This is a genomic window from Enterococcus mundtii, from assembly GCF_002947535.1.
Lineage (GTDB): Bacteria > Bacillota > Bacilli > Lactobacillales > Enterococcaceae > Enterococcus_B > Enterococcus_B mundtii_B.
In genome coordinates this window covers 71,522-94,311 of record NZ_PUAP01000019.1, presented here as the reverse complement: position 1 = coordinate 94,311, position 22,790 = coordinate 71,522, and the positions used below count along the sequence as shown (strand labels likewise).

Sequence of the window (22,790 nt, the reverse complement as noted above, 5' to 3'; positions counted from 1 at the left end):
TTTAAGTTTTTGTTTTGTCTATTAAATTAGGACTTACCGATACGATCAAAGGCTTTGTGTTCGATCCCTATTTTTTGGTTTTTCCGCTAACGTAGGCGAAGGTCTGCTAGCTGTGATCGCTAAGCTAACACCCTCTTTTAATTTTTCAAACATAAAAAGATCTTTGTTTTCTACTTGTGGACTTTGGCGGATTTCTTGGAAAATCATTCGTTGGTCTTTCACTGTATAACGTGCATATTCGTGAATATAGCGATGAGTTACCATGAGTGAAAGAAGAGAAAATGGCGTATGATTTTTTTGTTTTTCTGTTAACCGCTGATAAATGACTCGATCCAGTTTTTCTGCCCAGATCAAACAGTTTTGATAATGCTCGAAATGTGTTTTTGTGGATACCCAACGAAAGTTTTTATCATAGGCCCATGACTCTTCCACAAGCTGATGTTTCATTTTTTTTAGTGTATGTAATAACTCTTTTGTTCGCTTATGTAGAATAAATTGATTGAAAAGAGCTAAATCAAAAGGTTTCGTAACATTCAAACCTTTAATAGGTGCGGTAATTTCGATCGTCATTTTATTTCGCATAGGTTCACATCCTCTCGTTTGTTTATTGGTGTCTTTCTGCAACTTAATGATAACAAAGGATGCTCCTTGCCTGTCCATCACTTTTTCTTCTGAAAGAAAAAATTGTTTTTCATAAAAAAACTGGCATGAAATCCTTTAGAGGTTTCATGCCAGAGATTTATTTTACTGATGACTATTCGCTGTACAAGTCGCGTACTGGTGTCATGATGATACGGTTCAAATCATTGATGATTGTGCTGAATCCTTGTTCTTTTTGCATCAAGTCATTGATGACTTCTTCAGTTTGGATTTTCATTGCCATTTCTTGTGCTTTGGCAGCATCTTCATCGCTGAATTCTTGTCCGCTCATTTGTTTTTCTTGTAATTCGATTTGCATTGCTTGGAAATCTTTGAATAGTTGATGTGCTTCTTCATTCGCTTTTACTTTTGCATAAGCTTCTTCTAGCTCTTTGAATTCTTTTAGTTCACGAATCTCACGTTCGATTTGATTTGCACTATCATAAATATTTGACATACGACGGCCTCTTTTCTTCTATTTAATAAACTCTATTGTAACATGAGGTGATTCGTTTTCAAAGTGCCTACTCTCCTTGGAATCGACGCCATAGATCTCGCGTTGCGTCACCGATACCTTGTACGCCTTCTCTCAGCATATCGCCAAAATTCCTTAGACCGTCTTTTGCTTGTTCGCCATAACGATCTAAATTGTCTTGCCAGTTGCCATTATTTCCTTCATTGGTTTGTGAATTATCTGGCACTTGATCTGCTGGGACGACTTGACCACCGGTCGCATAAGCATCTGCCACATTGAATCTTGTTTGATCGGTGTAAGGCAAAATACCTTCTGCTGCGGATTTGAAGACTTTCCCTACCACATTGCCACTTGTACCTTCTAAGTAGTGAAGTTCACTCGCTTCTTCAAATCCCAACCAAGTAGAGATGACTACATCCGGGGTATACCCGACGATCCATTGATCATTCGCTTTTGTTGCATCAAAATTGGTTTCTGTCGTTCCTGTTTTCCCAGCTACCGTATAACCGTATGGATTTGCTGCAACACCCGTTCCATTAGAGAACGTACCTAGTAACATGCTAGTCATCTGATTTGCTGTTTCTTCAGAAATGACCTGTTTTGGTTTACTGTTGGTATTATCAACGATGACCGCTCCAGTAGAGTCGACGATCTTAGTGATCAAATGCGGCGTGTACATCTTTCCATTATTGGCGAATGAGCCATAAGCTCCCGCCATGGTCATTGGGGAGACCCCATTTTCCAAACCACCTAACGCTAACCCGTAATACTTATCTGAATCAGCTAAAGGCAAGCCAAATTCTTTTGTCTTATCAAACCCTTTTTGAAGTCCGATTTCATGAAGTAACCACACAGCAGGTAAATTCAAACTTTGGGCTACTGCTTGATACATCGGTACTTCTCCTTGATAGGTCCCATCAAAGTTGTGCGCATCGTAATAAGATTGTGGTTTATCTTCAAGAATACTTGAAGGTGTATAGCCAGCTTCTAATGCGGGAGCAAACACACTAAGTGGTTTGATCGATGAACCAGGTGAACGTTTCATCTGCGTCGCAAAGTTGAATCCTCTAAAGACATGCTCCCCACGTCGACCAACCAGCGCTGCAACCCCGCCAGTTTTCGGATCTAGTGCAACTGAACCTGATTGGACCATGGCTCCATCTGTCGCATTTGGAGGGAATAACGCATCATTTTGATAAGTCGCTTCTAATTGTTGCTGATAATTCTGATTCAATGACGTATAGATTTTATAGCCTTTGTTCATGACATCTGCTTCATCTAAGCCATATTCACTAACAGCTTCATCAATCACTGCATCAAAATAATAAGGATAACGATAACCAGACTCCGAACCAGTATACGTATCATTCAAATAGTGCGTAATATCCGTTTGAGACTCAGCAGTGGCTTGTTCTTCACTGATTTTTCCGTTTTCTGCCATCACACTTAGCACCGTATTTTTCCGATTATTGGCATTTTCTGGATGATCGATCGGATTATAGATTCCGGGTCCCTTTAACATTCCAGCTAATGTAGCAGCTTCAGACAGCGTGACATTGTTAGCATCCACTCCGAAATAGCGTCTAGAGGCATCTTGCACGCCCCAAACCCCATTACCAAAATAGGCATTGTTCAGATACATCGTTAAAATTTCTTCTTTGCTGTACTTCTTCTCGATTTCAATCGCTAGAAAAAGTTCTTTTGCTTTTCGGTCAAACGTTTGATCTAGTGTAAGATACGCATTTTTGGCTAACTGTTGGGTAATGGTACTTCCGCCACCCCCGCCTGTACCACCAGATGTGATCATCCTTACTGCTGCTCTGGCAATCCCTTTGATATCAAAACCAGGATGTTGATAAAAATTCCGGTCTTCGGTCGAGATAACGGCATCTTGGATCAGTGGAGAAATCGCATCTAACTCCACATAAGACCCTTTTTGTGCATACAAGGTCCCCGCCTCTTCGTTGTTTTTATCATAAATCACGGTCGACTGACTCAAACCAGATTTCAGTGTTTCAACATTCGCTTGTTTCGCTAACACAAACAGATAAATACTCGTGATCAATACAACAATCAAACCGATCAGTAAAATCAGTTTATTGATATGATATTTCTTCCACACACGCTTACGCCAGCGATGGAATTGTCCAAGATAGGGCTTGATCCATCGCCAAAAACTGACGAGCGCAGCTTTTATTCTTCCTAGAATGCTCTGAAAATCCATGCACTTCTTCTCCTGTCTAATGATCTCATTCTTCTTATTTTAACATAACTAAGCATGCGTGACGTCCTGCTTAAGATGTAGGTGTACGCGCTAATTTATACATAGTGAGGATAGTTTAGCATATGAAATGACAGAAATTTTCCATTTTTTTCTTAAATATCTGTTAAAAATGTTACAATGAATCTGAATTTCAATGAAAGGTGTGAGCATGTGGACATCACGATCACGTTACCTGAATCTCATCCAACCATGACGATTCGAGAATTATTAGAAAATGAGTGGCTTGTACCAAGAAAAGTTCGTCACTTTTTGCGTATACGTAAAAACGTCTTATTGAATCGCGAACCTGTTTTATTCCATCACGAAGCAAAAGCTGGAGATCAAATCACTTTGCACTTTGAGGAAACTGACTATAGTTACCAAGAGATCCAATTGGGGGAAGCAACAAAAGTCAGCGTGTTGTACGAGGACGAGCACTTGATCATTGTCAATAAACCAGTCGGTATCAAAACGCATCCGAATGAACCGACGGAAACGAATACGTTATTGAATCATCTTGCTGCTTACTTAGATCAAAAAAAACAACGTCCATATGTCGTTCATCGCTTAGATAAAGAAACGAGTGGTGCTGTTCTGTTTGCTAAAAATCCTTTTGTTTTGCCTATTTTAGGTAGAATGTTGGAACAGAAAAAAATCTACCGCCGTTACCAAGCCGTTGTCTGGGGTAAAATTTCTCAAGATGTAACGATCACAGACAAAATCGGTAGAGATCGGCATGATCGTCGCAAACGAGTGGTCGATCCAAGAAATGGGCAACCAGCCATCACACATGTCCAAGTCGCCGAAGTTTCAGCAGATAAAACAAAGGTCTATTGTGTCTTGGATACAGGACGAACCCACCAAATCCGTGTACATTTAGCAAATCAAGGCCACCCCATTGTTGGTGACCCGCTCTATCAAACGAAGTCAGCAAAACGTTTGATGCTCCATGCGTTTGAACTCCATATGACCCACCCTTTTACACAAGAGAAAATCATTACAAAGGCAGTACCGGGGTTATGGTAAATATTTGGAAATAGTTATAAACAAAAAACTGAGAATTGGGAACTTAATACAATCCCAATTCTCATTTTTTTCCTATTTCTATCAAAAATATGAATTGACAGTAAGCGCCTACATGTTAGACTTACATTATATGTATATAAAAAATATCAAGGAGATCATTCATATGAACATTGAAGTAAGTAATCTTTCATCACAAATTGCTGTAGCAACCAAAGCGACTGCTGTCACTATGGAAAACATGACCGTTGCAATAGATACGGGCTATGAAAAATTGATGCAAGCTGTTGCCGAACAAGGTGCCCAACTGATTGGTGCCCCCTACTGTGCTTACCTGAATAGTAATGAAGACTTTACCGTCTTTGACATTGAGTTAGGGATTCCTGTCAATACAGCAATTTCTGCAAATGATGAAGTTTATATGAGTCAAACCTATGGTGGAAAAGCAGTTATCGCCACACATCAGGGTTCTTACGCCACACTTGAATCAACATACGGGGCAATGATGGTTTATCTCCAAGAAAATCATTTGGAAAGTACAGGCGTTTATTATGATTACTATCTCAGTAACCCGCTTGAAACACCAGAAGACCAATTATTGACACAAGTTATTTTTCCGATCAACTAAGCTTTAAACAGAATCGATGTACCCTTGATCGCACTGGATAGAAAAACACATACCATACTATTTGATGTTGCCTTGGCCGATGTAAAATCAAGAATTAGTACAGTATGTGTTTTTCTATTTTTCAGAACTTTAGCAACAAACTAAATTTATTTGATTCCTTCTCGATGTGCTTTTTCCGCTAAAAGCAAGCTTCCAATGATCCCACTTTCATTCGGCATGCCCCATTGAACAATATACTCATCTACTGGCGGTGTTTCCATGTAACCTGCCATCAATTCTGTAAATTGTTCTCTCACTTTTTGCAATAAGTGTGCTTGATTCATGACACCGCCCCCTAAAATGATCTTTTCTGGCGCTAATGTCAATGTATAATTGACTAATGCTTGTGCAAGGTAATAAGCTTGGATATCCCAGACAGGATGATCCTCAGGTAGATCTTGTCCTTTGATTCCTGTACGCGCTTCGATCGATGGTCCAGCAGCTAATCCTTCTAAACAGTCTTTATGGAAAGGACAAGTTCCCTCGTAATCATCTTCTGGATGACGTTTGACCATGATGTGTCCCATTTCCGGATGCGCACTCCCAGAAAGAATATCGCTATTCAACACGACTCCGCCACCGATACCCGTGCCGACAGTCAAGTAGATACAGCTATTTTTCCCTTGCGCTGCACCTTGCAACAATTCACCATATGCCGCAGCATTGACGTCGGTTGTCCATGCTAAAGGTAAGTCGTATCGTTGTTTGATGCTTCCCAAGAAATCAAAATCTCGCCACCCTTGTTTAGGCGTAGCTAAGACATAGCCATAGCGATCATTCGTTGGATCAATACCAATTGGACCAAAGGAACCGATTCCAATTGCTTCTAATTCAAAACGATCAAAGAAATCAAACACTAACGCCAACGTTTCCTCTGGTAGAGTTGTCGGTACACTGATTTTTTCAATGATTTCTCCCTGATCTGATACTGCACAAATAAATTTTGTTCCACCTGCTTCTATTCCACCATACATCAATTATTCCTCCTCAAAGCCGACTGTCCGAATCTCATAAGGCTGGAGCATTTCGTCAATCGTCTCTTGACATTCTTCTTCAAGGAGATTCAACCGTTTGCCTTTTTTGCCATTTTTCGTCAAATGCAACGATTCTAAATGACTAGACATATTGAATCCTCTCGCTACTAGTTTATCATTAAGTTTGCTTCGTTTCAAAGCAGTAATTGCAAACGTTTCCCCTTTAATTGATAAATATTGGTTTTTCGAGGCGAATTTACCTACTTGATTGGACAATTGCTTGGTCGAAAACGGAATTTGAGCTGCATAAGCGTGTTTGTATGTGGCGAATTTATCTTTTCCGGAGTGAACCTCCAAACTGTAATCGAATTGGTGAACACCTAAACACTGTGCCTCCGGTGTCGGGAAATAACCCCAATCGCCCATCTCACCGACGCAACGCAGTAATGTCACCGCAACGGTTTTTCCATCCACGATTTCATATTCATTCAAACCAAAATTCCCAATCGTTATCCCTTGGGTTGCATCGCCTAATTGGACAAAGGCATGTTGATGCTGGGGATTGGTCGGGTTCTCCCAACTTGCAGAGACTTGATTTGGACGAGCTACGACTTCAAAAATACTGTCTGCTTCGTGTTGTTCCACATGTAACTTCGTTGGGAATAAGACACGTAAGCGATGATCTTTCATCTGATTGTCGATGGTTGTTGTAAAATCGATCTTTTTGCTCTCTGCACGCAGTGTAATCAGTGTTGTGATTGTCAGTGGCTTTGATTCTTTTGAGCGTTGGGCTTGTCTAAAGCGGAACTCTCGTACCATTTGTTGCTCTTTTTCTAACCGATCATCTGCAGAAATAGGGATGTCAATGGTTTGGGTTAGTTTGATTTGAGCGATTTCAGATTTATCCTTGATGATCTCAACAGTACTTGTCGGTTGGTCTTTTGAAAGAATCGCTTGTTCATTCTCTGGTTGCTTGAAGATATATTCGTTACCGATGTCACCGACGTCTTCAAATGTCAATAACTCTTCAAATTCTTGCCCGGTCGTTTTATCCAATAAGGTCAATGTCCCATTTTGCTCAATGGATACATGCACGAATTGATTTTCAATACAGCGTCCTGCTTGAGTAATCATCGACTCTTGTTTTTCATCCGCAGCTCCTTCAACTAAAGCGAATGTTTCCCAAGAATATGCAGGCATTTCATCAATTGGTAGCTCAATCGTGACATATCTTGCCATATATGGCACTCTAAAGCGATCTTTCGGTAAATCATAACCAAATGATACAACTTCTTCAGAAACCAAAGCTGGGATTTGTTTTTTGTCAGACGTTTCAACATGGTATTGCTTCTTAGGTTGTTCCGCCAATTCTTGATATAGCTCCTCTGGAATCCCTTCTGCAAATCGTTTTCGTTCCAATTCTAAAGTGATTTCGGCTGACCCTGTTTTGGGCATTCCAGCTGTATTAAAAACGACAAAAGGATAACTTTCCTTCGAAAATCCACTTGTATCGATGGCTGTTGCCAGTTGATCCAACGCTTCTTGTGCTAAAAATCTCCCCACTTCATTGGCTTTTTCAAAGCGCGGGATCATTTCTCGATGTACAGAGTCAACTGAACATCCGCAAATGCTATCATGAGGATGGTTTTGCATCAGTGTTTTCCAAGCATAATCTAATTGATCATGTGGATACTTTCCTGTCACTTCATATGCCATCGCCGCTAACGGTTCTGTGACATTTTCAAGTTGACGCTGTACTTTTGTGTTCCACTGTTTGAGATAAACTCTCGCAGAAGCTGTATTGGCTAACGTATACCAGCCATCGGTTTCCTGACTCGTCAATTCTCCTTCAACTGCGCCAAGATCCTGAGGAAGATCCTGTTGAACAGTTTCTAGATAATCCGTAAAGTTGGAATGGATAAATTCATATTCAGGATACAATTCATTGGCTAATCGAATTGCTTTTGTTATATCTTTTTGTACAGGCTGGTGATCCACCCCATTCATCATCAGTAAATGGTCCGTTGACGCATATTGCTCGGCATCTGCTAACTTCTGATCCCAAAAACGAATCGCGGCTTCTTTCTCAGCAGGAATCTCATTCCCATTGCTGTACCAGTTGGCAAACAATAACCCAAAGATCTCCGTTTGGTCAGGACCTTTCCACCACATCTCTGAATATTGTGACGAATAGTTCTCAGCTTCTAATACTTGATTATCAAAGCCAATTGGTTTCACCCCACGACCAAACGCAGCAGCTTCTAAACCTACTTGCTTCATCATTTGTGGCGTTTGTCCCATATTGCCAAAGGTATCGGGGAAATAACCTAACATGACAGGCGTTCCCCATTTGCGACTTTCTTCCATACCGATCAACATATTCCGAACATTTGATTCTGAACTAATTAAAAAATCATCCTGTAAAATATAAAATGGTCCAATCCGTAATTTTCCTGCATCGATGGCTTGTTGGATTGCTTCTCTTTTTTCAGGACGTACTTGCAGATAGTCATCTAAAATAATCGTTTGTCCATCTAAATGAAAGCTGTTAAAGTCTGGATCGGTTTCAAACAGCTCCAACAAATCATCCATTAACTCCACTAATCGCATGTGATGCTGTTCGTATGCCATATACCACTCACGATCCCAATGACTGTGAGAAATGATATATACTTTTTTCTTCATGCCTGTTCTCCTCCTTATTTTTCCACTCTGATATCAAAGTAATCCATGACTAATTCGCAAAACATCATGTTTGCCCAAGAAAACCACTCTCTTGTATAGTTTTGCGGGTTGTCCACATCAAAACCTTCATGCATCAAGTGTGTCCCTGCATCGGTCGCTACTAGTAAATCAAGGATTCGTTCTTTTTCTTGTTTGTCTTCTGTCGTCATTCCTTCCATCGCTAAGGCGATTGGCCAAATATAATTCTCGGGCGTATGCGAAGAACCAATTCCTTTTGCATACTTCCCTTCATAGTAGTAAGGGTTCTCTTTACTTAACAAAGTGTTTCGCGTATTTATATAGTGTTCATCTGTACTGGAGCAATAGCCCAAATAAGGTGCTGAAATCAAATTAGGCACATTGCTATCATCCATTAATGAGGCATTCCCTAAGCCGTCTACTTCATACGCATAAATCGTTTCACCTTGTTGATTTTCGATTTTTCCATAGGTGGCAATCCCCTCTTGGATGGCTGTTTTTAAGTCGTTTGCTTTTGCAACGATTTCTTGGTCTTCAAGAATCGAGGTGAAAATCTCTTCTACATATCCTAGAATAACTACAGCAAACATATTGGATGGGACAAGATAGCCATATTGACAGGCATCATCGCTCGGACGAAAGCCTGACCAAGTCATACCCGTAGGCGCAATCGCCGATCCACGTCCCTCGTTGACTAACGTATCTTCTTTTCTTGTGGTGTCTCTTGTAAACGTGTAAGGCGATTGTCGATGGTCTTGTTCTACTTGAAAAACTTCTAAGATTTTTTGGATTCCCTCAATAAATGAGTGGTCAAATTGATCTGTACGTCCGGTATTCTTGTAAAGTAAATAAGCTAGTTGAACAGGGTAGCATAAGGAGTCGATTTCATATTTCCTTTCCCAGATCCAATCGTTCATTTGAGTGTGATCGGTTTGATGCCCTGCGCCATTTGCTTGTTCATTGAACGCATTTGCATATGGATCGATCGTGATATAATAAAATTGCTTTTTGACTAACCCACTGATCATGTCGGCTAAATCTTCATCCTCTTTCGCAATCACTAAATAAGGACGAACTTGCGCGGTGGAATCACGCAACCACATTGCAGGGATGTCTCCTGTGAGTAGAAAAGTTGTCCCATCATCTTGCCGTTTGACTGTGGTCAACAACGTATTCGCAAAGGCAGAAGAAAAATTCTTAGCCCAATCTGCATGCTCTTCTCCACATTTTTGTATAATATCATCCATAAATTGCTTCACTGAATTAGGTATATCTTTATATGCCATATTGTATAAACTCCCTTTTATTTGATATGTCATTACGGATTATACCTGTTCGAGCTACAAATGTCTACGCTTTCAAAGAAACTTTTTCCTATTTACTTTTTCAGTTATTATGCTATGATTTATCTATGATATATCATTAAGAGGTGTAATGATGGAGCAACCATTATATAAAACAATATTTTTAGCGTTAGAAAAAGCAATACATGATGGAACTTTACCTGTCGACAGTCAAGTTCCCACTGAAAAAGAACTTTCCCAACAATACAATGTTAGTCGGATCACGTCCAAACGGGCATTGACAGAATTAGAACAACTAGGATTGATTTATCGTGTACGAGGAAAAGGAAGCTTTGTTAAAGCTCCCCAAAAGGAAGCCCCTCCCCGTAATCTCTCTATCCAAAAAAGAATCTTATTTCTCTTGCCTTACTTGTCTGATTTGTCTGTGGGTGACTTTACTCAGGGCTTGAATCCAATCATGCAAGAACAGCAATTCGAGGTCATGATGACGACTTTAGATTTTTTAGAAACAAAGACAGCCAATGATTTGATGCAAGAATTTGATGGCTTGATTTATTATTCTTTTCAAACAGATCAACATCTTGACATGCTTTTTGAGCTTTCATTAAAGGACTTTCCAGTGCTCATGCTAGATAAAAAAATATATGAGTTACCTTTTCCAACTGTCTTATCGGATAACTTTCAAGGTGGTTCTTTAGCAACTAATCAGTTGATTGAACAAGGGCACAAAAAAATTGCTTATCTTTTTGGTGATTTATCCCATCCACAATCCGTGAGACAACGCTATCTCGGTTATCTTGAAGCACTGAATAAAGCAGATTTAGCGTTCCATACTGCATTAAATGATCCAATGGCGACCACTAAAGAATTAGCTAACTATATCCACACACATAACGTTACGGCTTTTGTTTGTGAGAATGACTTAGTTGCAATTCAAGCAATGACTACGTTAAAACAATTGGGTTACACCATCCCCAATGATTTTTCTGTCATTGGGTTTGATGATATCCAAGCTGCTGCTTTGGTTGATCCGCCTTTAACAACGATTGCCCAAGACTTTCTCCAATTGGGCGAACTCGCGGGCAAAGCGATGATCCAGTGGTTGCAAACAAAAGAAACACCGTCTGACATCAAACATCCTGTTACTTTGATCCAACGACAATCGACAAAGGAGTATTCACATGGACATTCAACAAATTGATACACGTCATGGCACCGCGAATCAAGCCAACTTTTCTAATGGGAATTGCCTGCCTTATACAGGCGTTCCTTTTGGTATGAATTATTTTGCCCCACAGACAAATGAGCAAAGAGGTAGTTGGTGGTTTCATCCTGATGACCGGATTTTTCAAGGCTATCGGTTGACGCATCAGCCTAGTCCTTGGATGGGCGATTTTAGCCATTTATTGATGACCCCGTTCAGTGGGGTTTTACAAGAACCCACAGTATTTCATGCCCAAAGTTCGTATCGCCCAGAAGAAGCTACTTTCTGTCCCACCCACCTTTCTGTTGAGCAATTGCGTTACGGTATTCAATCGACATTAATCCCTAGTATGTATGGCGGCATCCTCTCTATCACTTACCACCAAAATGATAGCGGTTTATTACTGGCATTTCCTGGTCGTTTCCGTCTTACAGCAAAAGATGCCTACACACTAGAAGGCCAAGTCACTCATTTTGCGGGCGCAGAAGATCCGAATTTCACTTTTTATTTTGTCTTGAGCTTCGATCAGCCCCTGACAGCTGGTGAACTTGAGTATTCCAGCGAACAAGCAGACACTGTAGCTCTTTATTTTGGTCACATCAAGCAACAGACGATTCGCCTAGCGACGTCATTCATCAGTAATGAACAAGCTCACCACAATTTGAAACAAGAGCACGAAAAACAAGAAAAAGACTATCTTTTAGACAGTCGGGAGCAATGGCAAAGCTACTTTGATCGAATCAAAATCAACCATCATGATCAAAAACAAACGCAAACGTTCTATCACAATTTGTATCGGACATTCCTATTCCCACAAACATTTTATGAAATCGACCCAGAAGGAACAAAAATCCATTATGATACCACTAGTCGTACAGTAAAAAATGGGATTCTTTATACAAATAATGGTTTTTGGGATACGTACAAAACGGTTTATCCACTTTTTTCATTGATTGCGGTCGAAAAATACGAAGAGATGTTGGAAGGTTTTTTAAACAGTTATCGAGAAACTGGCTTCTTGCCTAAATGGCTTTCACCAGATGAACGAGGACTAATGCCTGGAACATTGATCGATGCAGTGATCGCTGATGCTGCTATCAAAGGTATCGGGAATCAGAATATGCCAGAATTTTTAGAAGCCATGAAAAAAGGGGCAACGGTGCAAAGTGATCAACAAAATTATGGGCGCCAAGGGACAATCGATTATTTGAAACATGGCTACGTTCCAAACCATTATCATGAGTCGATCAATCATACACTTGACTATGCTTACAGTGATTTTTGTATCAGTCAAGTTGCTCAAACATTAGATGATGTAGAAACAGCTCATCATTATCAGCAACAATCCATGAACTATCGCAATGTTTTTGATACAGAAATTGGTTTTATGCGTTCAAAAGACCTGTCTGGACAATTCCGTCCTGATTTCTCCCCTACTTCTTGGGGCACAGATTATGCAGAAGGAAGCGCATGGCAAAGTAGTTTTGCTGTTTTCCATGACTTTGCAGGACTGATCGAAGCGCATGGTGGAAAACAAGCTTTTGAGAACAAATTAGTTGAATTATGTAATCAACCGCCTAAGTTTGAAGTCGGTGGTTATGGTTTTGAGATCCATGAGATGAGCGAAATGGCTGCGATTGAATTTGGGCAATTAGCTATATCCAATCAACCAAGTTTTCACTACCCTTATCTTTTCCATTACCTTGGGAAACCCGAAATGGCACAACCTTTGATCAAACAATTACTTACGCAACTTTTCGATGCATCATCCACTGGCTATCCTGGTGATGAGGACAATGGTAGTATGGCTGCTTGGTATATCTTTAACAGTTTAGGTTTTTATCCGGTTACACCTGGGACAGGCGAGTATGTGATTGGTATACCATTGTTTGATCAAGCAATCTTGACACTATCAAACGGAAATCAATTGACCATCCATGCTTCACCTAACCAGCCACAACAACAGTTTGTTCATCACGTAAGTCGAGATGACCACACTTATGAAAAGCTATATTTTACTCATCAAGATTTACTAAATGGTGGCACGATCAATTACCATTTAGGCATCGTCCCTCATACTAAAACTTATTCAGAGGATAGCTTGCCTTATTCTTTAAGTCATCAAGACTAATAACAGTGGTTCAGATAGAAAAGAAGCGTGGTTAAGGAAGCTTCTACCTCACTGAAAAATGGCACTTACTCTGTAGTTAATTCCATTTGCCATCCTCTTCAGCACTAACTTTAGAGGGTGGACGATTTCAGTCAGACTTTATTGAATGATTGATTTCACTCATGACTCGTTGTTTACAGATGACTCGTTAAGATGGTATACTAAAGAAAAGAAGCGATGCGTGAACATCGCTCCAATGTAGCCGTTTTGTGGTAGCATGTTTTGAGCTAAAATAAACCCGTCAACTTCTGCTAAAAGTTTATGACGGGTTTATTTTTTATCGCTTTTGCTTATTGTCAGCATGATGCCAACAAGCAAAAGCATCAATGATCCAAATTGGATCATCAATGCCAGTGCTTCCGCAACAGACAAAATGGCTACTCCCTTCGTTGAAGTAGGAAAATGCTCATACGCATCACCCCCTGAATAGCTACCATCATAAACAATCTACATCATTCATTTTAACATAGAAGCTATCGTAACATTTTGTTTTTACGTTTTTTTATATGATTGTTTTCACCTATTCAATCATATAAAAACAGAAGATAAGATAGCTACATTCGTATACACTCTGTTTTTTTATTTCCTTACTCAAATGATTCTTTATCCATGACTCTTTATTTACAAATGACTCGTTAAGATGGTATACTAAAGAAAAGAAGCGATGCGTGAACATCGCTCCAATGTAGCCGTTTTGTGGTAGCATGTTTTGAGCTAAAATAAACCCGTCAACTTCTGCTAAAAGTTTATGACGGGTTTATTTTTTATCGCTTTTGCTTATTGTCAGCATAATGCCAACAAGCGCAAGCATCAACGATCCAAATTGGATCATCAATGCCAGTGCTTCCGCAACAGACAAAATGGCTACTCCCTTCGTTGAAGTAGGAAAATGCTCATACGCATCACCCCCCTGAGTAGCTACCATCATAAACAATCTACATAGTTTATTTTACCACATCTTCTGTCATGAACTTTTATTTTTTTGTTTTTTTATATGATTTTTTTTACTAATTCAATCATATAAAAAAAGAGATAACGAGATATTAAATCTCACTATCTCTGTTTTTTTTAGATAAAACTTCCTTCTGTTTGTCCTTGATTTTCTCGGTACTCTGAAGGTGACTGTCCGACGATTTTTTTGAATAATTTTGAAAAATAGGTCGTGTTGTTATAGCCGATTTCATTAGAGATCTCGTTGATATTTTGATTACTATGGATCAGCAACCATTTTGCTTGTTCCATTCGTAAGTGATTCAAGTACGCAGAGAAGCTTTTTTTTGTTTCTTTTTTAAACAGTTGTCCTAGATACATGACATTCAAGTGCAAATGTTCTGCGACTTCTTTCAAGGTTAAAGGTTCTTTGTATTTCTCATGTAAGATTTGAAGAACTTTTTCGACATTTTGGCTATATTTTTGATTATGCTGATTTTCCAATAAAGATAATAAGAGTTGATGCAACTCTTGGACAGATTTTGCTTGATTGATTTTTTGGATACCTGTTAAGTATTCATCATCTTCTAAACGGATCAGCTCACGATGGATATCCATAAATAATAAAAAACTGAAATGACGGATATCTTCAGGCGACATGACCGCTTGTTGGAACTGCTCAAAAAAATCCGAGATCATTTGTTGTGCGAGCGCTAATTGCCCACTTTTCAATACACGACTGAATGAGACAAAATCAATCGATTGTTTGATTCCTGCTTGTTCAGCATAAAAAATGCGTTGATTTTGATCGCCATAAAATTGATGTAGTTGTAAGTTATCTTTTGCATGCTGGAAGCTTTGGGGTATCGTTTCCGGGTCACAAGATTCATCCCCAATACTGATCAACCAATTTTCGCACATCAGCGACTGTTCGACAAAATAGCTAAACCGTTCTACTGCCTCCTCCTGAAGTAACAGAACAAATAAAACAAGTTCCCCGTAATTTCGTTGGTAATAAAAGGGTTCTTTTCTTGTTGTCAACCATTGACGAATTGTCGTTTCAGCCTGTCTAGGTACTTGTGCAAGCAATACACGGCGCTGACGTTCGCCTAGTTTTTCTAATAGTTCTTCTTCACTAGGTTCATCCAATTCATCATTCAACCATTGGCTAAAGAGAATTTCTTGGTACACTTCTTGTTGGTTTTTTTGTTGTCTTTGATGATCTAAGCGCTTCTTGACAGTCTCAAGACTAGTAATCAGTTCTGCTTTATTGACTGGTTTCATCAAATAGTTGACTGCGCCTAACTGCATCCCGCTTTTTAGATAATCAAATTCTTGGTACCCTGATAAGATCATAAATTCAAAAAGATGTTCTTTTTGAGCAGCTTCGATAAATTCTAATCCATTCATCTCAGGCATCGTTACATCTGTGACGACTAGATCAATTGGCTGTGTTTCTAAAATCGATAGTCCTTGCATAGCATTTTCTGCGGTAGCAACAACGTTAAATCCTAAATTTTGCCAATCGATGATTTTTTGTAAGCCAGCTAAGATCATATATTCATCATCAACTAATAGTACGTTATAAGACATCAGCAGCTCCCCTTTTTATTTTAAAAGTGATATGGATCGTTAATCCACCAGTTGCATTTCTAGCTAATGTCATCTGATAACTCGGTCCAAAACTAGCACGTAACCGTTCATTGACATTTTGTAAGCCGATCGATCCACTGAGTTCTACTTTGCTTTGCGCCAACTGTGCGTTGATTTCAGCTAATCGCTCTTCTGTGATCCCTTTTCCATTATCACGGATCAAAAGATGAATCAGTCCATTTTCCTCAAATACTTTTACACTCAATGCGTTATCAAAACGAGTAAAATCAATACCATGTTTAAAATAATTTTCTACTAATGGTTGGATGATAAATTTCGGTACTTCAACCTCTTCCAATGCTGATTCGATCGTGAAATGATAGGCGATGCGACTAGGATAACGCATTTGATAGAGGTACACATACTTCTCACAAAAATCCAATTCTTCTTTTAAATGAATCGTCTTTTCTTGATTGGTGTTATTACGTAATAATGCAGAGAAAGCATAGACAACATCTGCTAGTTCTTCACTGCCTTCACTGATGGCATACATTCGAATATATTCTAATGTGTTGTATAGAAAATGCGGATTGATTTGCGCTTGTAATGCGCGCATGTGCGCATCTTGTTGCTTGATCTCTAATTTGTAGATATCTTCCACATATTGATTGATACTGCCTAGCATCTCATTGATTCCGACTGATAGGTCTTTTAGCTCGTATTCAGTGATACTAGTATCCACACGAGTATCCAAATTCCCTCTAGCCACTTCATCCATGGCTTCCATGACACGATCGATTTGTTGAGAGTAACGTTTGAACGTCTTGTATAAAAATAAAAGCAATAACCCATCCAATAAAATGACTCCAATAATCAACGGTGCTAAACTTTTTTCTGTTACTTGGCGAACCGTACGCTTATCCAAGGTGGCTAAAATACGATAATCGTCGGACACCTCTTGCGATTGGATAAAATTCGATTTTTCTAATTTCTCCACTGGTAATGTAGAATCTGCTTGTAGTGTCTGATTGATCAACTTTTCCTGCTCAAAGATTCGTTCTTTGCCCAGTGCTCGATCATGAAATGTATACAACCGATTACTCGTTCCGGAAATCATGTAAAGAGATAATCCATTGAACGTATTTAAATTCGTTAGCGCTGCATCAAGTTCATCTTTATCAAAACCTACAAACATACTGCCAATTTCTGCACCACCTTGTGTAATCGTCATTTTGATATAAAAAGCATGTTTTAATTGTGGCGTTCCCTGCTTGACTATCCCGCCTTTGTTCTCTCTAGTGGACTCAAAATATTCTGGTAATTGGTTGAACACAAGGTACACACTACTTACCTCTTCATAGTTGACATACATATCACGAACTACGTTAGGGAATGAAAGAAAATCAGCAGATTGTCGTTGTCGGTCGTACGCATACATCAAATATTGATCGATCGGTTTAGTTAAATAAGTGGTGGTATTCTCGATTTTATCTGAATCCCCTACAAATTGATCTTTGATGACTTTACTTAACGTTGTTTTATCACTAAGCGTTCGCAACGTACTTTGAACTGCTTCATTCACTACTTGTTGTGCTTGGATTTGTCTTTGGATGAATGTATGCACACTGATGATGATCGTTGCAATCATCGTCAGAGCAATCATCATGATGGCATATTTACGCAATAAGCGGTTTAACAACGTTCCTTTTGAAAAGATGAAATCTAACTTATTCATAAGTTTCCAGCTGCAAGTCCAAGTTTTCCCGCCATTGTTTGGTGATCGTTCCGTTCCAAACCGTAAGTAACCCAATCAATCCAAATAAAATCAACCCTTTATAATTCCACGTCACCCAAAGAATCAGACCACTGCCAAGGATGATTTTTAAGAAAGTTGAAAAACTAGCGAAACTGGAAACCAAACTTAACTTCAATAGATTTCTTAAAGTCATTTGATAGCCACTATCCAAGATCATACTATATTGATACGTCGCATAAGCGTACAACATGCTGAACAGTATAATAAAATCAATCACTAAGAAAAGAATCCCTTGGATCTGTACAGATAAATACAAGTTATAACTAAGCAAAAAAAGACAAGCCGAAAAAAGACCAAACAATTGATTTCCTCGCATGAAGGACTGTTTGAACATCTGCCAACTTTCGCTGATCGTGATGTCTTTATACTCGAAGCCATGGAGATAAAACTGTTCATTGACAACTTTCCAAGCTGGCCCGATTCCTAAGATGACTCCACCACACACAGCTAACCCCCAAAAATACAATGTCAATTTCATGATGACCCATACGCGTATGAATACTGTTTCCAATGCTCTACCTAACACAGGACTTCCCCCTTTATTCTTCATCTTATCCTATTATACAAAAACATACTGTGACATTGAGCATATTGGAACCTCTAAAACCAAATAAATGGTGCTCAAGAAGCACATCTTCGGTCATCAGCTAGAAAGTAACTCCTTCGGAAATAAGACGGAATCCACAAAAATTCAAGAGCAATTTCCGTGGATTCCGCCTTATTTATCTGAGCTAGACACTTCCGTCACAACCTTAGCTTTGATTAGTTGTTTTCTTGTCGGAATGTATCATATTGTTTTTGCATTTCTGTCATTACTTTGTCGTATCCAGCTTTATCTAAGGCATCCATTAGTTTTGGTAAGGTTTCATCTGGATCGACAGTTCCAGTGTTCAACCCATCAAGGTATTGATTCATGACATTTGAGATATTACTCAATTCAGTTTTTACGCTGTCTGTATTAAAGCTGAAACCTAAGATCGGAGAAGTTTCAGCTTCTGCAATCGATTGATCTCTTTTAGCGATCATTTCATCGGTAATCGTATCTTGTGTATAAAGGATCTTATTGTTTCCAGTATTCCAAGCAGACATGTGTGTTTTTGGCTGATAGCCGTCTAATAATTTTACTTTGTCATCGCCAACTTTTTCCCATGCCTCTCCTTCGATTCCCCAAACCAAGCCGTTAAGCAATTCAGGATCACTATTCAATAACGCTAAGAACTCTACTGATTTCTCTTTGTTTTTTGATGTATTAGAGACAACAAAATTTGCCATTTGCGCTTGCCCTGTTGACTTCAAAGGAACAGTAATTGGTTTTGATACTAATTCTTGATTTGCAGCATTTGTTAAGATCGTATCGCCGTAATCGTATGGTCCTTGTGTTTCTCCACGCATCAACCATGTATTACCTTCTAACGGATAATCTTTGTTACTAGTCGCTGCATCACTAGGGATCAACCCTTGATCATACCAACTATGCATCGTCTGTAACAGTTCGATGTAATTTTCGTTGTCATATTGGTTGATGATCTTTGTTTTGTCGCCATTCAAATCAACCGCAAATGGCAAGGTATTTCCTAATGGATAATCAAAATCACCTTGTACTTTAAACCCTTGACCAATGGCAAAAGCTGCTGTATTCGGTTCTTTTTTATGGAACTCTTGTAAAACTTTTTCTGCATCTGCATACGTTTCGATGCCGTCGATCGATAAATTGTATTTATCTAATAATGGCTTATTGAAGGTCAACACTTGTTGTGCAAAGACATTGCCGTTTACTGGGAACGCATATAATTTCCCGTTGACCAGATTGCCTTTGATATATGCTTCATCCAAAGAATCATACGCTTCTTTTCCATATTTAGGCGCTAATTCAGTCAAGTCTGCAAATGCGCCTTTTTGTGCATTTGATACGTAATTGTTGGCAAAAGCGATATCGTAATTTTCACCGGATGAGATGATGACGTTCATTTTCTTCTCATAGTCGCCCCAACCAATATAATTGATATTGACTTTTACACCAATTTTTTCTTCAATACGTTTATTCGCGACTTCCATCAGCTGATCAAGGTTATCTGGTTTGTCACCGATCTGGTACATTTGTAATGTCGTCGTATCACTGGCCGCTGCATCGTCCTTGTCACCTGAACCGCCCCCACATGCTGCTAAACTGATTGCTGTTAGTGCTGAGAATCCTGTAAAAGCTAATTTTTTCCATAACTTCATATCTTTATCCTCCTATTTTAGTGCTTTATTCTTTGACGCCGCCAATCGTTAACCCTTTAACAAAATGTTTTTGGAAAAATGGATAGCTGATCGCAATCGGTAATGTTGAGATAACAACGATTGCCATACGAGCAGACTCTCCAGGAACAGAAGCAAGACCGCCGGCTAACTGACTGCCTGCTCCAGCATTTTGAGTAAGATATTGGATATTGCTTTGAATCTTCATCAATAAATATTGCAATGGTACGAGATTATCGTTTTGGATATACAGCAACGCATTGAACCAGTCATTCCAATAACCTAAAGCTGCAAATAAACTAATTGTCGCAATTCCTGGAATCGCTAAAGGTAAGACGATTTGTACAAAAATCCGAAGTTCACTCGCCCCATCTATCCTAGCAGATTCAATGATCGAATCAGACACCGAACGTTTAAAGAATGTTCGCATCACGATAATGTTGAACGGACTGACCGCCATCGGTAAAATCAATGCCCAAATCGTATCTTTCAGTTGTAATAAATTCGTCATCACTAAGTAGTTGGCAACCATCCCTGGTGAGAACAACATCGTGATCAAACAAAAGACTGTAAAGAAACGACGAAATGGAAAGTTGGATCGAGAAATAGCATAAGCATATAAAGAAGTTGCTGTACTATTGATCAACGTTCCTACTACTGTCACAAGAACAGTAACGAAAAGAGCCTGAAAAATTTTGTTTTGCATCTGGTCAAACAAAAAAGTATACCCAAATGTACTAAATGCTTTAGGCCAGAAACTATACCCTTGCGTGGCCAAAATGGATTCATCTGTAAAAGAGATCGCAATGACAAAAATAAATGGTAATACACAAGAAAAAGCAAAAAGTGCAATCAAAATATTGGAGAAAAAGTTGGTGGTTTGACTAAACGAGCGGATCTCTACTCGTTGAACTTTCTTTTTATTCATTTTTCTCCTCCTTAGAACAATGCCGATTCGCTGTCAAAACGACGAGCAATCGTATTGGTGATCATTAATAAAACAAAGCCGACGACCGATTGATACAGCCCAGCTGCGGCCGTCATACCAAAGTCGCCAGTGGATGTCAGCCCATTATAGATATAAGTATCTAAAACTTGTGTCACTTCATAAAGCGCTCCGGAATTTTTTGGAATATTATAAAACAAACCAAAGTCCGCTCGGAAAATATTTCCAACTGCTAATATCGTCAAGATCGTCATCAGAGGGACCAATTGTGGAATCGTCACATGTTTGATTTGTTGCCACTTGCTTGCGCCATCCACCATCGCTGCCTCGTAATACGTCGGATCGATTCCCATAACTGAAGCAAAATAGATGATACTGTTATAGCCGATCCCTTTCCATGTTCCAATAAAGACTAAAATAAATGGCCAATATTTAGGATCATTATACCAATTGATTGTTTCTCTCCCACTCGCTGCCAGCCATTGGTTGAAGATCCCTTTATCAGGACTTAAAAACGCATAGACAAAGTAACTGATGATGACCCAAGAAAGGAAATAGGGAAGCAATGACATTGTCTGGTATACTTTTACCAATCGTTTATTTCGCAATTCACTCATAATGATTGCAAAAACGACAGATATCAAAAGATTCAGTAAGATAAATGTCACATTATATAAAATCGTATTTTTTGTAATCAGAAACGCTTGATCAGAAGAAAATAAAAATTTGAAATTCTCCAATCCAACCCATGGGCTCTCTCTTAAACTGGCAAGAAAGCCATCAGCAGAAATATGGAAATTTTTAAACGCAACGACATTTGCTAATACCGGGATGTAAAAGAAAAAAATCATCCAGATCATCCCAGGGATCGCCATTAAAACAAGCGCCTTATAGCGCCATAAATTCCCAAAAAAACCTTTTAACCCCTTCCTTTTTCTCATATAAAAACTCCTTTCACCTCATTCGCACTGTAATTATAGCGCTTTCAAAAGATATAATAAATGAACAAATCATAGGGAAAATGAAACAAATTATAGAGGAGAGTGTAAAAGAATCATTTTGATCTGAGGTGTGAGACAGAAAAACGAAAAATAGCTGTTTTAGTTTGCCATCTATCATGATTTCAATAAATAAACAAAAAAACTTACAGAATTGAGGAATGCGTTCCTGAATCCTGTAAGTAGTTTTTTATTGCTCTATCAATCTTTAGTCTAAATATAGTAAAAAAAATGTTTATGTGCTTTGCTATTGGATGCTTACATAATAACGTATGACTGTGGTTGGATAATAGTTAAGTCAATGGATTTTCTCTGCATGTGCATATTTTTAATAGCTCTGTACTTTTATTTAGTGAGAATGTGAAAAAAGAACTTCGCAATAAAACTGATTACATACGGAAAAAACACCAATGTTAATACAGTGAAAAACTTCTCTTAAATCTCTGGATACTTATAAATTCTATTATAATAGTGTAAAATACTAACACTATAGAAAGTATTAACATAAAAAAAATCATTGAAAAGAAAATGGCATTTCTGTGATGTCCTTGTAATTCATAAGGCAAAATAGAATTGAACAAAGAAACTAGTTTCATATTTAGAAAGATACAAATGATATAACTAAGACTTAATCCAATTATGTAGATAAAAAAAATTTTTAGTAGTAATTCTCTCAATACATATTTAGGTTGGATTCCCAAATATATTTTTGTTTCAACATCTGTTCTATCAATTACCTTGATTAGTAAAATTTTATTTCTAAAGTCAAATAATATATATATGCTAATTATCACTATTAAAAAGGATAAAATATCCCTCCCAAAAGAAATTTGCATAATTAAAA

Annotated in this window: 18 protein-coding genes; 4 read left to right on the top strand and 14 right to left on the bottom strand. The window is 38.6% G+C overall.

What is annotated here, in order from left to right:
• Nucleotides 1-45: 45 nt before the first annotated feature.
• The 3 genes from CUS89_RS06100 to CUS89_RS06090 all read right to left on the bottom strand — a co-directional run bounded on the left by CUS89_RS06100 (nt 46) and on the right by CUS89_RS06090 (nt 3,338).
• On the bottom strand, nt 46-582 hold the full coding sequence (locus CUS89_RS06100) for a hypothetical protein (protein ID WP_104871455.1): 537 nt from the start codon (nt 580-582) through the stop codon (nt 46-48).
• A gap of 172 nt (nt 583-754) precedes the next feature.
• Nucleotides 755-1,096 (bottom strand): YlbF family regulator, encoded by a 342-nt coding sequence (locus tag CUS89_RS06095; RefSeq protein WP_019723052.1) that lies wholly within the window; start codon nt 1,094-1,096, stop codon nt 755-757.
• A gap of 67 nt (nt 1,097-1,163) precedes the next feature.
• A complete protein-coding gene (locus CUS89_RS06090) occupies nt 1,164-3,338 on the bottom strand; it encodes a PBP1A family penicillin-binding protein (RefSeq protein WP_104871454.1) in 2,175 nt (724 codons plus the stop codon).
• Nucleotides 3,339-3,548: 210 nt separating this feature from the next.
• On the opposite strand from CUS89_RS06090, the gene CUS89_RS06085 reads away from it, so the two are divergent.
• Both CUS89_RS06085 and CUS89_RS06080 read left to right on the top strand, forming a co-directional pair.
• On the top strand, nt 3,549-4,403 hold the full coding sequence (locus CUS89_RS06085; protein WP_104871453.1) for an RluA family pseudouridine synthase: 855 nt from the start codon (nt 3,549-3,551) through the stop codon (nt 4,401-4,403).
• Nucleotides 4,404-4,566: 163 nt separating this feature from the next.
• Entirely contained in the window at nt 4,567-5,028 is a 462-nt protein-coding gene (locus tag CUS89_RS06080; protein WP_181055322.1) for a GyrI-like domain-containing protein, read from the top strand.
• 146 nt (nt 5,029-5,174) lie between these two features.
• Here the strand turns inward: CUS89_RS06080 and CUS89_RS06075 are convergent, their stop codons facing one another.
• The 3 genes from CUS89_RS06075 to CUS89_RS06065 are packed head-to-tail and all read right to left on the bottom strand — an operon-like array spanning nt 5,175 to nt 10,030.
• Nucleotides 5,175-6,041, bottom strand: coding sequence for an ROK family protein (locus CUS89_RS06075; RefSeq protein ID WP_104871451.1), 867 nt, complete (start codon nt 6,039-6,041; stop codon nt 5,175-5,177).
• Nucleotides 6,042-6,044: 3 nt separating this feature from the next.
• Nucleotides 6,045-8,726, bottom strand: coding sequence for an alpha-mannosidase (locus tag CUS89_RS06070; protein ID WP_104871450.1), 2,682 nt, complete (start codon nt 8,724-8,726; stop codon nt 6,045-6,047).
• Between the two features lie 14 nt (nt 8,727-8,740).
• Nucleotides 8,741-10,030: a glycoside hydrolase family 125 protein gene (locus tag CUS89_RS06065; RefSeq protein WP_104871449.1), complete on the bottom strand. Its 1,290-nt coding sequence runs from the start codon at nt 10,028-10,030 to the stop codon at nt 8,741-8,743.
• A gap of 151 nt (nt 10,031-10,181) precedes the next feature.
• Between CUS89_RS06065 and CUS89_RS06060 the strand changes: the two genes are divergently transcribed.
• Nucleotides 10,182-11,249 (top strand): GntR family transcriptional regulator, encoded by a 1,068-nt coding sequence (locus CUS89_RS06060; RefSeq protein WP_104871448.1) that lies wholly within the window; start codon nt 10,182-10,184, stop codon nt 11,247-11,249.
• A complete protein-coding gene (locus CUS89_RS06055) occupies nt 11,230-13,383 on the top strand; it encodes a GH92 family glycosyl hydrolase (RefSeq protein WP_104871447.1) in 2,154 nt (717 codons plus the stop codon). Before CUS89_RS06060 ends, CUS89_RS06055 begins: the two co-directional genes overlap by 20 nt.
• 309 nt (nt 13,384-13,692) lie before the next feature.
• Here CUS89_RS06055 and CUS89_RS16210 read toward each other — a convergent pair whose 3' ends face one another.
• The 8 genes from CUS89_RS16210 to CUS89_RS06020 all read right to left on the bottom strand — a co-directional run bounded on the left by CUS89_RS16210 (nt 13,693) and on the right by CUS89_RS06020 (nt 21,889).
• Nucleotides 13,693-13,797, bottom strand: coding sequence for a putative holin-like toxin (locus tag CUS89_RS16210; protein WP_308726888.1), 105 nt, complete (start codon nt 13,795-13,797; stop codon nt 13,693-13,695).
• 382 nt (nt 13,798-14,179) lie between these two features.
• Nucleotides 14,180-14,347: a putative holin-like toxin gene (locus tag CUS89_RS16340; RefSeq protein ID WP_104871456.1), complete on the bottom strand. Its 168-nt coding sequence runs from the start codon at nt 14,345-14,347 to the stop codon at nt 14,180-14,182.
• Nucleotides 14,348-14,490: 143 nt separating this feature from the next.
• Nucleotides 14,491-15,945 (bottom strand): response regulator transcription factor, encoded by a 1,455-nt coding sequence (locus CUS89_RS06045; RefSeq protein ID WP_104871446.1) that lies wholly within the window; start codon nt 15,943-15,945, stop codon nt 14,491-14,493.
• Nucleotides 15,935-17,680, bottom strand: a complete 1,746-nt coding sequence (locus tag CUS89_RS06040; RefSeq protein ID WP_104871445.1) for a sensor histidine kinase — start codon at nt 17,678-17,680, stop codon at nt 15,935-15,937. The genes CUS89_RS06045 and CUS89_RS06040 overlap by 11 nt, the downstream gene beginning before the upstream one ends.
• Nucleotides 17,673-18,287: a YesL family protein gene (locus CUS89_RS06035; RefSeq protein WP_104871444.1), complete on the bottom strand. Its 615-nt coding sequence runs from the start codon at nt 18,285-18,287 to the stop codon at nt 17,673-17,675. Before CUS89_RS06035 ends, CUS89_RS06040 begins: the two co-directional genes overlap by 8 nt.
• 236 nt (nt 18,288-18,523) lie before the next feature.
• Complete coding sequence (locus CUS89_RS06030) at nt 18,524-19,984, bottom strand: ABC transporter substrate-binding protein (protein ID WP_104871443.1); 1,461 nt, start codon at nt 19,982-19,984, stop codon at nt 18,524-18,526.
• Nucleotides 19,985-20,009: 25 nt separating this feature from the next.
• The gene (locus CUS89_RS06025; protein ID WP_104871442.1) at nt 20,010-20,930 is read right to left on the bottom strand and encodes a carbohydrate ABC transporter permease; all 921 of its coding nucleotides are present in this window, start codon (nt 20,928-20,930) and stop codon (nt 20,010-20,012) included.
• Between the two features lie 11 nt (nt 20,931-20,941).
• Entirely contained in the window at nt 20,942-21,889 is a 948-nt protein-coding gene (locus tag CUS89_RS06020; protein WP_019723329.1) for an ABC transporter permease, read from the bottom strand.
• Nucleotides 21,890-22,790: the final 901 nt, after the last annotated feature.

Coding starts and splice junctions, on each gene's coding strand:
- CUS89_RS06045 (WP_104871446.1), bottom strand. CDS start 15,945: ATGTCTTATAACGTACTATTAGTTGATGATGAATATATGATCTTAGCT.
- CUS89_RS06040 (WP_104871445.1), bottom strand. CDS start 17,680: ATGAATAAGTTAGATTTCATCTTTTCAAAAGGAACGTTGTTAAACCGC.
- CUS89_RS06055 (WP_104871447.1), top strand. CDS start 11,230: ATGGACATTCAACAAATTGATACACGTCATGGCACCGCGAATCAAGCC.
- CUS89_RS06070 (WP_104871450.1), bottom strand. CDS start 8,726: ATGAAGAAAAAAGTATATATCATTTCTCACAGTCATTGGGATCGTGAG.
- CUS89_RS06020 (WP_019723329.1), bottom strand. CDS start 21,889: ATGAGAAAAAGGAAGGGGTTAAAAGGTTTTTTTGGGAATTTATGGCGC.
- CUS89_RS06095 (WP_019723052.1), bottom strand. CDS start 1,096: ATGTCAAATATTTATGATAGTGCAAATCAAATCGAACGTGAGATTCGT.
- CUS89_RS06060 (WP_104871448.1), top strand. CDS start 10,182: ATGGAGCAACCATTATATAAAACAATATTTTTAGCGTTAGAAAAAGCA.
- CUS89_RS06075 (WP_104871451.1), bottom strand. CDS start 6,041: ATGTATGGTGGAATAGAAGCAGGTGGAACAAAATTTATTTGTGCAGTA.
- CUS89_RS16340 (WP_104871456.1), bottom strand. CDS start 14,347: ATGGTAGCTACTCAGGGGGGTGATGCGTATGAGCATTTTCCTACTTCA.
- CUS89_RS06030 (WP_104871443.1), bottom strand. CDS start 19,984: ATGAAGTTATGGAAAAAATTAGCTTTTACAGGATTCTCAGCACTAACA.
- CUS89_RS06065 (WP_104871449.1), bottom strand. CDS start 10,030: ATGGCATATAAAGATATACCTAATTCAGTGAAGCAATTTATGGATGAT.
- CUS89_RS06090 (WP_104871454.1), bottom strand. CDS start 3,338: ATGGATTTTCAGAGCATTCTAGGAAGAATAAAAGCTGCGCTCGTCAGT.
- CUS89_RS06100 (WP_104871455.1), bottom strand. CDS start 582: ATGCGAAATAAAATGACGATCGAAATTACCGCACCTATTAAAGGTTTG.
- CUS89_RS06025 (WP_104871442.1), bottom strand. CDS start 20,930: ATGAATAAAAAGAAAGTTCAACGAGTAGAGATCCGCTCGTTTAGTCAA.
- CUS89_RS06080 (WP_181055322.1), top strand. CDS start 4,567: ATGAACATTGAAGTAAGTAATCTTTCATCACAAATTGCTGTAGCAACC.